Consider the following 13,212-nt stretch of genomic DNA (forward strand, 5'->3'; position numbering starts at 1 on the left):
GCCACGTATTTTGAATTTTAATAACCAAGTAAATATTTAATATGCTTTAACTCTATTTAGCGATCCCCCCTGCGATATTTAAAATATCCCACGGTCTTGAAAAAGGTGGTGCATATAAAAAGTCCATCATTGTTAATTCATCAATTTTCATATTTGCCCAGATAGCGGTAGCTAAACTATTGGTTCTTAATGCAGCGCCACTGCCACCAACAATCTGCCCACCTAATAAAATACGAGTTTCAGCATGATAAATCAGTTTAGTAATAATACTAGTTTGTCCTTCAACATAGTTACTATGATTTTTATCTTTAACTATCACCGTTTTGTAGGGGATAGCAGCTTTGATAGCTTGCTGTTCGGTGAGTCCTGTTCGGCCAGCCTCAATATCAAACACTCTTAATGCTGATGTACCAAGAGTACCAGGAAATTGGTTATTTCCACCAGCTAAATTGTCACCAACAGTTTTACCTAATTTGTTGGCGCCAGTAGCTAATGGTATATAAGTCATTGATTGACTTACTCGATGATATAGTGCGACACAGTCGCCCGCGGCATAAATATCAGCAATATTAGTTTTGCCATAACTATCAATGACAATAGCGCCATTGCTAAGTGTTTCAAGCTCTAAATCTTTATATACTTTGCTATTAGGTTTTACCCCTGTAGCTATAATGACAATATCTGCCGCATATTTAGCTTTATCGGTAATAACATGGGTAACTTTTTGTACACCTTCAAAACCTTGTACTCGTTCTTGTAGGTGTAAATCACAATGTTGTTTTAGGTTTTCTTCAATTATCTCGGTAAGTTCCGGATCGAAGGCGTCGACCAATACTCTTTCATCTAATTGAATTAATTTTACATTTTTGTTTAATGCCACTAAAGATTCAGTTACTTCAAGCCCTATGTAGCCAGCACCAATGACTACAACATTGGTATTTTGTGTATTCGTTAAGGCATTTTTTATTGCCAGACCATCATATATATCACGCAAAGTGAAAATATTTTCCAGTTGGTGATTTTCTAAAGGTGGAATTATTGGTGCTGCTCCAACCGCAATAAGTAATTTGTCATAATCATCATCAAAACAGTTATTGGTGTTAAGATCTTTGACTGTAATTTTTTTTAATTTTGCATCAATAGCGATAACTTCATGTAACGTTTTGATTTCAATCCCATCTTTTGCAAATTGATTTGGTGTTCTGGATATCATTTCATTTTCATCTTGAAAATGATTGCCAATAAAGTAAGGTAATCCACAAGCACCAAATGAAACAATATCTGATTTTTCATAGATGCGAATCGTCGCATTGGGATCCTTTCTTCTGGCTTTAGCCGCGGCACTTGCACCAGCAGCTTGAGCGCCAATGATGATTATTTTCATCGAGTATTCTCCTTTGAGCGCAAATAATTTTTAATTATCATCCTAACACAGGTTAATCATGCAGGTTGAATTAGTTGGTTATTTAGCTTTAATATTAATCAATTTTACGTTTAGCCAATTTTTATTTGAATAGTCGATTATCGTTAAAATAAACCTTAATTAGTTAAAAAAGTTGAGGAACGGGGTTTTTGCAGTATATTTTTGATTAATTCGACCTGTAGTGGCGTATCGTTTAAGGCTGGAATGTAATAAAACAGTTTACCACCAGCATTTAAAAATATTTCTCGATTTTGCTCATTGATTTCATAAAGCGTTTCAATGCAATCCGCTGAAAAACCAGGACAGATAACCTGAACATGTTCAGTTCCTGTTTTAGCTAAGTTTACTAATATATCGCTAGTGTTAGGTTCAACCCATTTCCCTTTACCAAATTTTGATTGATAAGCCATTTTTATGGGTAAGTTGATGCCATTTTCTTGGCATTTGTTTGTCAACAATTTAGCGGTTAACTGGCATCTTTGCACATAGTCGTCTTGGCGTTTATCAATATAGCGTTCAGGAATACCATGATAAGACAGGAGCAACACATCAGGTTGCCCTTGGGTTGAAAACGCTTGCTGGACTTGTGAATAAAGAGCATCAATATAACTTGGGTGGTCGGCATAATCACGAATATAGCTAAGGTTAATTTTGATATTATTGTCAATAATAAGTTGCTTTACTTTATCTAATACCGCTTGAGTTGTCGTTGTAGAATACTGTGGAAATAACGGTAATAATGTAATTTGTTCACATGATTTTAAATTATTTAGCGCCGAGAGTAAGTTCGGTTCCCCATAGGTCATGGCTAATTCGCATTGCATATCAGGTAATGCGGGTTGTAATTGATTGATCAAGCGTTTACTGTAATGGAGTAATGGTGATTCACCCTCTATCCATATCTTTTGATAATGGTTGATGCTATAGGGGACGCGTTTAGGTAGTACAAGGTATTTTAAAATTGGATGCCAAATAAAAGCAGGCAGGTCGACAACATGGCGATCGAGTAAAAACTCGGTCAAGTAACAACGAATCGCCATTGGTGTTACGGCACTTGGTGTGCCTAAATTAACTAGCAATAACCCCTGTTTTTTATTCACAAGCCATCCTTATGATTTTTCAAGATAGTGATGGATAACCTCAAGAAGGCGATTTAGTGCACCTTGGTTATTTTTTAAAACTTGATAGGCATTTTCGCCAATTTGCTGACAACGACTTTCATCATTTAATAAGCTATTAATGGTGGAATAGAGCGAATCAGCAGAACTATCACATAGCAGCATGCCATTAGCCTCAATTAGCTGTTCACCAATAACTTTAAAGTTAAAAAAGTGTTTACCGCTAATAATTGGAATATGGTGTAGAGCCGGTTCCAGTGGGTTATGTCCACCATGTTCAATTAAACTACCGCCAACAAAAGCAATATTAGCCAAACCATAAAGTTCCAGTAATTCTCCCATGGTATCCCCCAAAATCACTTGTGTCTGATCTGTAGGGTGTTGTTTGCTACTGCGTGTAATATAATTCAAGCCATTATCGGCAATTAGCTTTTCAACGGTTTTAAAACGTTCAGGGTGACGAGGGACTAAAATAAGTAATAAATTGCCATGATTTTTAAGAAGCTGTTGAAATGCTGATAAAATGACTTCATCTTCACCAGCATGGGTGCTGGCAGCGATTAAAACTGGCCGATGTAATTGCCATTGCTGTTTTAACTGCGCAAGATTCTGTTGTTGCTTGGCAGTGAGTTCAATATCAAACTTAACACTGCCCGTTACCGCTAAATGATCTGCCGGTAGACCCAATGAGATAAATCTATCACCGTCTTGTCTATTTTGGGCGGCAACCGTGCTAATTTTAGCTAATAGTTTACTAATCGCTTGTCCTAGTTTATGGTATCTTTTGGCTGAACGTTCAGATAAGCGGGCATTAGCAATGATCAATGGAATTTTTTTGCTATAACATTGGCTAATTAAGTTTGGCCAAAGCTCTGTTTCCATAATTATGACTAATTTGGGCTGAACTGTTTTTAGAAAGCGATGTATTGCACAAGGCAGATCATAAGGCAAGTAGACATGACTAACACTCTCTTTAAGTATTGATTTAACTTGTTTAGAGCCAGTGGGTGTCATGGTCGTCACCGTAATCGGTAACTGTGGATAATGGTTTTGCAGCGCTTTAATCAATGGAATTGCGGCTAACGTTTCGCCGACAGAAACCGCATGTACTAAAATTCCACCTGATTTGACTTTATTTTTGCAAAATCCATAACGTTCTAACCATCGCTTACGGTAATCTGGCGCTTTATGGCTACGCCAAAGTAGTCTTATCCAGACAAACGGTTGAATTAAATAAAGTAAAATCGTGTATAAAATACTCATGATCACTCATTAGTAAGATTAAAAAAGTGTTGTCGGTAATAAACTAATTCGGCAATTGAATCACGAATATCATCCAACGCTTGGTGCGAACTCTGTTTACTGATACCTTTTAATATTTCTGGTTTCCAACGTCTGGCTAATTCTTTAATCGTACTAACATCTAGATAACGGTAATGAAAATACTTCTCTAAATTTGGCATGTAATTAAATAGAAAACGGCGATCTTGACCAATGGTATTACCACAGATTGGTGAACAGTTTTCAGGCACCCATTGTTTTAAAAATTCAATGGTTTGTTGTTCTGCTTGTTGTTCGCAAATGGTACTTTGACGTACACGATCAATTAATCCGGATTTGCCATGCGTTCTTTGATTCCAATCATCCATAAGCGCAAGTTGTTCATCTGATTGATGGATAGCAATGACTGGGCCTTCAGCGAGGATATTTAAATTAGAATCAGTTACGATGGTAGCGATTTCGATAATCCGATCGCTATTTGGATCAAGACCTGTCATTTCAAGGTCAATCCAGATAAGATTATTACTGTTTATATTTGATTGTGTAGTCATAATTTGTGGTATTAATTTTCTTTTTAATGCCGAGTAGTGTAGCATAAGTACTAAATCGTTTGAGCAAAAAATTAGTTATTGTGGCAAAAAAACAACTTTCAAAAAATCAACAAAGGCGTATGGCCGCTAAACATCAAAAGCGTTTGGAAACAAAGCTAGATGAGAATCTGTCTAATTTCTCTGCGCCACAAGAAGGAGTGGTGATTAGTCGCTTTGGCAAATCTGCTGATGTTGAAGATAACGCAGGGATTATTTATCGCTGTAGTATTCGTCGTACTTTACCATCATTAGTGACCGGCGATAAAGTATTGTGGCGTGAAAGTTTAGAACCGAATACTAATGGTATTATAGAAGCCGTTCATCCTCGTCATTCCGAGTTAGTACGACCTGATTTTTATGATGGGGTTAAACCTGTTGCCGCTAATGTCGATCAAATTGTTATTATTTCAGCGGTGTTACCTGAATTATCATTTAATATCATCGATCGTTATTTAGTTGCATGTGAAGCGACTAAAATTACACCGATTATCGTATTGAATAAAATCGATTTGCTTGATGAACAAAAAAAACAAGAAATTGAGCAACAGTTTCTTATTTACAGCAAAATTGGTTATCAAGTTTTATATGTCTCTTGCCAATCACAGCAGGGTATTGCGCCTTTGCAGCAGGTATTAGATGGCAAAATATCTATTTTAGTTGGGCAATCAGGTGTTGGTAAATCGAGTATTATCAATTTGCTATTACCTCATGACCAAGCTACGCTAACTGGCGAAGTGTCTGAAATATCGGGGCTTGGCCAACATACCACAACTTCAACTCGACTTTACCATTTACCTAATGGCGGCGATATTATTGATTCACCGGGAATTCGGGAATTCGGTTTATGGCATTTAGAGCCAGAGCAAGTTATTGGTGGTTTTGTTGAGTTTGATGATTATTTAGGGGGGTGCCAATTTCGGGATTGTAATCATTTAGATACCCCAGGTTGTTTATTGCAAAAAGCGGTTAGCGAAGGAGCGATAGCGCCATCAAGATTAGCTAATTATCATCGAATTTTGCAATCAATGCGTGAGGTTAAAGCGAAAACCAATAAGAGTTATAAATAGCCATTAATGATTAGCTGATTTTTATTTTTTATATGTAGTACAGTATTGCTCACAAGCTGTGTTGTGAGCAATAAAATTAGTTATCACACCTTAGTGATTTTTTAATGCGAAACCAATAGCAATATAGGCAAAACCTTGGAAAACTAGATCGATACCTAAAAACATTCCTAAAACCCAAACGCTATCATATGGCCAGCCAGCTATTAGCATAAATCCTAAAATGATGTTAATAATCCCAGAAAAAACGACCCATCCCCAACGAGGTATGTTGCGGTTACTCATTGCAGCAAAAATTTGGGTAAATCCACTAATAGTCAGCAATAATGAAATCAGTAAAGTTAGTGCTGATGAGACGGCAATCGGTTGGAAAAAAGCCATACCACCAACAAAGATATATAAAATTCCCATGATTGCCCACAAAGCTGTTTGACCAAAACCTTTGATATTAAAAGCGTGTACAACTTGGATAATACCAGCAATAAACAGCAATGAACCAATAAAATAAACTGAAAAAACGGTAGCTATAAATTGATAACCCAATGCCAAGCAACCGAGAACAATTAAAATCACACCAATTACAATAAACCAATTTGCTTTATGTTTAACATCTTGAATAGTGTTTTCATTAGTTATCATATTAATTTCCTATTGTTAATGTAATGGATTAAACGAGCACTATCTTGCAAGGCTAATTTTACTTATATTCTTTTGGAAAAGGACAAGGTATATGGGTGGAGCAAAATACTCAGTGAAAATCAGAGAATCTATTTTCACTGAGTATAGTATTTAAGCAATATAATAAAACCAATTGAGCTATTAGATTTTATCTTTCAGTGCTTCATCTAAAGTTGAATAGAACATTAATTTGTTTGCAATAGGTACAATTCTTGCTCGCGCTAAGGTTTTTAATGGTTGAAATTGTAGTTCGCAAATAGATAGATCGACTTGCGGTGGTAATTCATCAATAAAATGGATCAGTGCATTTAAGCCACCAGCATCAAGAATAGGTACTGCATCCCACTGTAAAACGATATGCTGATAACCATTTATTTTTTGGTATAGCTCTAAGAATGTTCGTTCAGCCGCAGCGAAGAACAATGGACCATTAATACGTAGAACTAAGGTTTGTTCATTGCCATGATTCAATTCGACCAAGCGGGTCATACGAGCAATACGACGCATAAATAAGATTGAAGCTAATACAATGCCAAGTGTAATAGCAATAACCATATCGAATAATACCGTAAGTGACATGCAAATAAGCATGATGATAATGTCGTCTTTTGGTGCGCATTTAATAATGTAGATTACACGTTGAATAGCACTCATATTCCATGCAACAATCAACAATAATGCTGCCATTGCTGATAATGGGATAAATGATAAAAGCGGGGCAAAACAGATAAGAGCTAATAATACGATTAATGAATGCAATACTGCGGCAATTGGCGATGTTGCGCCTGCTTTAACATTTGCAGCAGAACGCGCAATGGCAGCGGTTGCTGAAATTCCACCAAAAAATGGTGCAACGATATTACCTAAGCCTTGCCCTATCAGTTCGCTATTGGAGTGATGTTTAGTATGCGTCATTTCATCTAACACGACTGCACATAGCAATGATTCAATTGCACATAACATTGCCATTGTTAGCGAAATAGGAATTAAAGCAGTTAATGTAGTCCAATCCCATGTAAAGTTGGCATGTTCCCATGGTAAAATAAATTCTGGTAAAACTGGTGGAATACCATGTCCAACAGTGTTATCGGCTAATGTATAAGTGAATCGTGAGCCAATTGTTTCTATTTCGTAGCCAAAATGATTGAATATCAACATGGTTAAAATGCCTGCAACTAATGATGGTAAATGGCCGGATATTTTTACCCGAAATTTGGGCCAAACAATTAGAATAATCAGTGTAACGAAACCAACAAGAGTATCTGCTATATTAATAGTTGGAAAAGTTTTAACCAGTTCAATAACTTTATTGATATAGCTTTCTGGCATATGCTCTAGCGTTAAGCCAAAGAAGTCTTTTATTTGCATGGTGGCAATGGTTATCGCAATACCGCAAGTAAAACCTAATACTACAGGTAGTGGAATGTATTCGATTAATCGCCCTAAACGAATCACACCCATTAGTATCAAAAAAACGCCGGAAAGTAGTGTGGCAATTAACAATCCGGATAAGCCAAATTGTGTAGAAACAGGATATAGAATTACCACAAATGCCGCAGTTGGCCCTGAAACGCTAAAACGTGAGCCACCAGTAAGGGCTATCACAAACCCGGCGATAATTGCAGTATAGAGGCCATGTTGAGGCGCAACACCACTCGCAATAGCTAAAGCCATAGCTAGCGGAATAGCAATAATACCAACGGTTATTCCGGCAATGAGATCTTTAAGAAAACGTGTTGTGTTGTAAGGAGTATTTATGCAGGCTGATATAAACGCACAGCTAATTTTAGTACCAGAAAGACCATATAATTTCATTATGTTTTAAATCAATTTAATGAGTTATAAAAAAGTAGCTAATAAGATAATCTTTTTTTTAAAAATTGAAAGAGTGTTATTAAAATAATTGCATGATTTTCAGTTAAATTATGTCATTAATAGTATAAAATGATCTAAAAAGTACTCATATTTTCCACTTATATAATTGATTATAGGTAGGAGTCATTATGTCTTTTATAAAACAATCTTTTTTTATCCAGTTTTTAACCGTAGCGATTATATTGCTGATATTTTCACCTTTGAGTTTGGCAAAAATGATGACATCTGGCTCAAAGACAGCGTATCAATATGTTAAACAACCTATTTCTGCACCAGATGGCTATCAAGCGTTTTATATTGATCATATCGGTCGCCATGGTTCACGTTATCTTAGTAAGTCTAAATATGAAGATATTGCTTATAGCGTATTAATTTTAGCTGAAAAAAATAATCAATTAACCGAAATGGGAAAATCATTATTTAAGCAAATTATTCATATTAACGCACTGAATAAAAATCATTATGGAGAGCTTACTGATCTTGGTCGAAAAGATATTAGTTTGATTAGTCAACGAATGTTAACCAACTATCCGACAGTTTTTAAAGGACAAAAAATCGAAGTAATATCATCAACCTCGCCGCGAGCGAAAGAAACGGCTGAAATTTTTGTTAAATCGTTTAAAACAAACTATCCTAATATCAACATTAATCAACAACCCGAAAATCAACAAACGTTATTACGTTTTTTTGAGTATTCTCCGGCATATAACGCTTATAAGAAGAGTAAAAGTATTAAAACCGCGTTAAAATCGTTAGAACGTGCAACTAAAACCGCGGATATGAGCCAAGATGTTGCTCGTTTGATATTCACTGCTGATTTTATTCATCAATTGAATAATGGTGTTGCTTTATCTGAAAAATCTTCAATTAAAACGGCAGATTTTGTTATTGCCATTTATCAACTTTATCAAGAATTATTATCGTTTTCGCCAGAAACGCTAGCTGGTTACCACCTTGATTTTAGTAATTATTTTACTCAAGATCAGCTAGTGTGGTTTAATACGGTAGTTACAGCTAAAAATTTTTTACAAATTGGTCCTGCTTTTAATGCAAAGGGGATTCAAGTTAAAATTGCTGCCCCATTATTGTTGGATATGTTAAAAACAGCTGATAAAGCAATAACGGATAAGAATGTCGATGCTAACTTACGCTTTGCGCATGCCGAAACCGTTTCGCCATTAGCGACATTGCTTGAACTTGAAGGTGCATACACTGCGGTTAATTCAGTGGAGGACTATCCTTCCGTTTGGCAAGCTGAAAAAATTATTCCTATGGGAGCCAATATTCAATGGATTTTTTACCAAAGTAATCAATCTAATCAATCTAATCAACCTATATTAATCAAAGTGATGTTAAATGAACGAGAAGTCCATCTCCCTTTGCAAACCAATAATTTTCCGTACTATCGATGGGATGAAGTTAAACAGTACTATAAAAATAAACTGCATAAGTTAGGTCTGACTGATGAGAGCGCCTCATTGGAATGGTTAAATAAGGTAAAATAAGTTATTAAACTTGTAGCCAAAAAGTCACTGGGCCATCATTAATTAGCGCTACCTGCATGTCAGCAGCGAATTGCCCTGTTTGTGTTTCAATATGCTGTTGACACTGTTTGACAAAAAACTGGTAAAGCTCATTAGCCATAGCAGGTGGTGCACCTTTTGTGAAACTTGGCCGCATACCTTTTTGAGTATCAGCGGCTAGTGTAAATTGTGAAACAACCAATAATTTGCCATTTATTTGCTGAATATTGAGGTTCATTTTGTCATTATCATCACTGAAAATACGATAACCAAGTACTTTTTCCCGCAAACGTATCGCTTTTTGTTCATTATCGCCTTGCTCAATACCAAGTAAAACAAGTAATCCCTGATCTATTTGACCAATAATTTGATTATCAACAGAAACTGATGCTTGTTTTACACGTTGAATTAGGGCAATCATAATTGATACTACTCCAGTTTAGGTGAGTACTTTAACAGTACTTTTCTTTGTTTATTAAAGTCAGTTAGGGTGGCTGCAAACTCAGCGCCAAATAGCACTATACACCACGAGCAATAGATCCAAACCAACATAATAGGAATTGAAGAAACTACGCCATAAATTAGTTGATAAGTTGGGAAAGAAGTAACATACAGCGCAAAAGCACGTTTACCAATTTCGAATAATATTGCGGCAACTAAAGCACCAATTGCCGCTTCTTTAAACGGTATTGATTCGGTAGGAATAATGCTATAAAGCAACCAGAATCCAACAACCGATATGATAAATGGTAAGGTACTTAGTAGTAAATCACCACTAGCTGCATTTGACAACCATTTTAGCGAGAATATATAAGAACTGATTGCAACACTCGATCCAGCTAAAATAGGACCTAATGTTAAAATTGTCCAATACATGGTTAAGTTATACATGAATGAACGTTTGCGTTTGGTTCGCCAAATACGGTTTAACGCATTATTAATTGAATTAATCAGTAGTAAAGATGTCACCATTAAGCCGATAATTCCGACAAAAGTCATTTTTTTGGTGTTGGCAATAAATTGTTCAAGGTAATTTTGAATGGTGTCACTCGCAGTAGGGACAAGATTACTATAAATGAGTTGTTTCAATGATTGACTAACTTCGTTAAACATAGGGAAGGCAGAGAGTAAAGAAAAAATAACGGTTGTTAGCGGGACTAATGCAAGTATAGTTGTATAAGCAAGTTCTGCCGATGATGTTGTTAAACGATCATGATTTATACGAGACCATAACATTATCAAAAAGGCCTGTATATGCTTAAGTATATTCATAATATACCTTATTTAATTAGAAATAATACAGTTATTAATCCCATTCGTTTTTAATGTGTTTAACGTCTTTTGCGCGTCGTCTTTATTTGTATATGGCCCAACTATGACTCGATATAATTGCTGACTTGAAGATATATTACCACTAATACCAGTCATTGCCAGTGATGCTTTTAATGTATCTGCATTAGTTTTATCTCTAAATGCGCCACACTGTAGTAACCATTTACGATTATCAGTATTTGCCGATGTAGTTGCTGTGGTTGGCTTATTATTCATAAAACTATCTAATATTTGTTGTCTTTCACTTGTTGCTACATTGGGATTACCACTATCGTTAGGTGTTTCTAACTCTTTAAGATAGGTCCAACGTTCTTGTGGTTTCTCTGGCAAAGTTGCTGTCGGTGATTCCGTTTTTTCTTTTGGTCGTTCAACTGGTTTTTCTGGAGAATTAGTTGAAATATAATATAAAATAGAAGAAAACAAAATAATAATGATGATCGCAAGGAATATCATTAAAGATTGGAATATTCGTGACTTGTTTTTTTTAGCTTTTCCTTTTGATTGGCTCTTTTTTCTTACATAATCACGCTGAACCACAATATGCTCTCTTTTTTTAATTCATATAAATTCAAATAATAGTATATAAATAAAAAAAGTGGCTTACACCACTTTTTTCAATTTTGTTTAATTCTATTGCCAACAGATTATAACATTAAGCTAATGCTTTAATCTGTTTAATTAAATTCGCTTTGTGACGTGCAGCTTTATTTTTGTGGATTAGGCCACGAGCCGCCTGACGGTCAACAATTGCTTGCATGTCTTTGAATGCTACTTCAGCTGTTTGTTTATCACCAGCTGCTACAGCTGCGTAAACTTTTTTAATATAAGTACGCATCATTGAACGGTTACTAGCATTATGTTTACGGCGTTTTTCGGACTGAACCGCACGCTTCTTAGCTGATTTGATATTAGCCAAAGTCAACTCCCAAGTTTAGATAAAAATACATATTAATAAGGCGGGGAAATATGCCTGATTTTCTTTCTATTGTCAATGCTGTTACATAAAAAAATTTGCTATCAAAATATAAATGAATAATTTAAAGTAAATGTTTACTATATAACCGATAATGATTGTAACCTAAAAAGAAATTTTATGTTAGAATAGCAAAAATTTTATTGTATATATATTTATAAAGAGGAAGTCTCATGTCTATCATTAGAATGCAAGATCTTGATCTAAAAGGAAAACGTTTATTTATTCGCTCAGATCTTAATGTGCCAGTCAAAAATGGTAAGGTTACTTCAGATGCGCGAATTAAAGCATCATTACCTACTATTGAAGAGGCCATCAAAAAAGGCGCTAAAGTAATGGTTACATCTCATATTGGCCGCCCTACTGAAGGTGAATATAACCCTGAGTTCTCTTTACAACCGGTGGTTGATTATTTAAAAGAACATGTTTCTTTCCCTGTTCGTCTAGTTAAAGATTATCTTAATGGTGTTGACGTTAAAGAAGGCGAACTTGTCGTTCTTGAAAACGTACGTTTTAATGTAGGTGAAGGTAAAGATGATGAAACTTTATCTAAAAAATATGCAGCACTTTGCGATATCTATGTAATGGATGCGTTTGGTACCGCTCATCGTGCTCAAGCTTCAACTCATGGTGCAGGTAAGTTTGCGCCAGTTGCTTGTGCTGGACCATTATTAGCAGCAGAACTTGATGCATTAGGTAAAGCACTTGATAATCCAGCCCGTCCGATGGTTGCAATTGTTGCAGGTTCTAAAGTATCAACTAAACTTACTGTCCTTGATTCACTTTCAAAAATCGCAGACCAAATTATTGTTGGTGGTGGCATCGCTAATACCTTCATCGCAGCTGAAGGTTATAATGTTGGTAAATCACTTTATGAAGCTGATTTAATTCCTGAAGCGAAAAAATTAATGGCTAACTGTGAAATTCCTGTTCCTACTGATGTTCGTGTAGCAACTGAATTTAGCGAAACAGCGACTGCAACTGAAAAATCAGTTAAAGATGTGAAAGAAAATGAACAAATTCTTGATTTAGGTGATAAGTCAGCAGAAGTGTTAGCTGAAATTATCAAAAACGCAAAAACCATTTTATGGAATGGTCCTGTTGGTGTGTTTGAGTTCCCTAATTTCCGTCGTGGTACTGAAATTGTCGCTAAAGCAATCGCTGATAGCCAAGGTTTCTCAATTGCAGGTGGTGGTGATACATTAGCGGCAATTGACTTATTTGGTATTGAAGATAAAATCTCTTATATTTCAACTGGTGGTGGTGCCTTCCTAGAGTTTGTTGAAGGTAAAAAACTACCTGCTGTTGCAATGCTAGAAGAGAGAGCAAAAGCATAATCTTTTTTGATATGAAGG

Annotated in this window: 13 protein-coding genes; 3 read left to right on the forward strand and 10 right to left on the reverse strand. The window is 35.7% G+C overall.

Annotation, left to right across the window (positions count from 1 at the left end; all coding sequences use genetic code 11):
* Window positions 1-52 precede the first annotated feature (52 nt).
* The 4 genes from AC5LXI_RS03050 to orn all read right to left on the reverse strand — a co-directional run bounded on the left by AC5LXI_RS03050 (window position 53) and on the right by orn (window position 4,373).
* Window positions 53-1,384: a CoA-disulfide reductase gene (locus AC5LXI_RS03050; protein ID WP_493443470.1), complete on the reverse strand. Its 1,332-nt coding sequence runs from the start codon at window positions 1,382-1,384 to the stop codon at window positions 53-55.
* 155 nt (window positions 1,385-1,539) lie between these two features.
* A complete protein-coding gene (hemH, locus tag AC5LXI_RS03055) occupies window positions 1,540-2,523 on the reverse strand; it encodes a ferrochelatase (RefSeq protein WP_493443471.1) in 984 nt (327 codons plus the stop codon).
* Between the two features lie 9 nt (window positions 2,524-2,532).
* Entirely contained in the window at window positions 2,533-3,804 is a 1,272-nt protein-coding gene (gene waaA / locus AC5LXI_RS03060) for a lipid IV(A) 3-deoxy-D-manno-octulosonic acid transferase (protein WP_493443472.1), read from the reverse strand.
* 2 nt (window positions 3,805-3,806) lie between these two features.
* Complete coding sequence (gene orn, locus AC5LXI_RS03065; protein WP_493443473.1) at window positions 3,807-4,373, reverse strand: oligoribonuclease; 567 nt, start codon at window positions 4,371-4,373, stop codon at window positions 3,807-3,809.
* Between the two features lie 80 nt (window positions 4,374-4,453).
* Here orn and rsgA point away from each other — a divergent pair, with 80 nt between their 5' ends.
* Window positions 4,454-5,479, forward strand: a complete 1,026-nt coding sequence (gene rsgA, locus AC5LXI_RS03070) for a small ribosomal subunit biogenesis GTPase RsgA (protein ID WP_493444242.1) — start codon at window positions 4,454-4,456, stop codon at window positions 5,477-5,479.
* Window positions 5,480-5,569: 90 nt separating this feature from the next.
* On the opposite strand, the gene AC5LXI_RS03075 is transcribed toward rsgA, so the two are convergent.
* The gene (locus tag AC5LXI_RS03075) at window positions 5,570-6,115 is read right to left on the reverse strand and encodes an HdeD family acid-resistance protein (RefSeq protein ID WP_493443474.1); all 546 of its coding nucleotides are present in this window, start codon (window positions 6,113-6,115) and stop codon (window positions 5,570-5,572) included.
* Between the two features lie 180 nt (window positions 6,116-6,295).
* Entirely contained in the window at window positions 6,296-7,969 is a 1,674-nt protein-coding gene (gene dauA, locus AC5LXI_RS03080) for a C4-dicarboxylic acid transporter DauA (RefSeq protein WP_493443475.1), read from the reverse strand.
* Between the two features lie 188 nt (window positions 7,970-8,157).
* Between dauA and AC5LXI_RS03085 the strand changes: the two genes are divergently transcribed.
* Window positions 8,158-9,534, forward strand: a complete 1,377-nt coding sequence (locus AC5LXI_RS03085; RefSeq protein WP_493443476.1) for a histidine-type phosphatase — start codon at window positions 8,158-8,160, stop codon at window positions 9,532-9,534.
* Window positions 9,535-9,538: 4 nt separating this feature from the next.
* On the opposite strand, the gene dtd is transcribed toward AC5LXI_RS03085, so the two are convergent.
* The 4 genes from dtd to rpsT form a co-directional block, all read right to left on the reverse strand.
* Window positions 9,539-9,973 (reverse strand): D-aminoacyl-tRNA deacylase, encoded by a 435-nt coding sequence (gene dtd / locus AC5LXI_RS03090; RefSeq protein WP_493443477.1) that lies wholly within the window; start codon window positions 9,971-9,973, stop codon window positions 9,539-9,541.
* An 8-nt stretch (window positions 9,974-9,981) separates the two neighbouring features.
* On the reverse strand, window positions 9,982-10,824 hold the full coding sequence (locus tag AC5LXI_RS03095) for a virulence factor BrkB family protein (RefSeq protein WP_493443478.1): 843 nt from the start codon (window positions 10,822-10,824) through the stop codon (window positions 9,982-9,984).
* 12 nt (window positions 10,825-10,836) lie between these two features.
* On the reverse strand, window positions 10,837-11,421 hold the full coding sequence (locus tag AC5LXI_RS03100; protein ID WP_493443479.1) for an SPOR domain-containing protein: 585 nt from the start codon (window positions 11,419-11,421) through the stop codon (window positions 10,837-10,839).
* Window positions 11,422-11,536: 115 nt separating this feature from the next.
* Complete coding sequence (rpsT, locus tag AC5LXI_RS03105; protein WP_493443480.1) at window positions 11,537-11,800, reverse strand: 30S ribosomal protein S20; 264 nt, start codon at window positions 11,798-11,800, stop codon at window positions 11,537-11,539.
* 230 nt (window positions 11,801-12,030) lie between these two features.
* Here rpsT and pgk point away from each other — a divergent pair, with 230 nt between their 5' ends.
* Entirely contained in the window at window positions 12,031-13,194 is a 1,164-nt protein-coding gene (gene pgk / locus AC5LXI_RS03110; protein WP_493443481.1) for a phosphoglycerate kinase, read from the forward strand.
* The last annotated feature ends 18 nt before the right edge of the window (window positions 13,195-13,212 follow it).

The organism is Gilliamella sp. LMG 34361 (assembly GCF_984569075.1).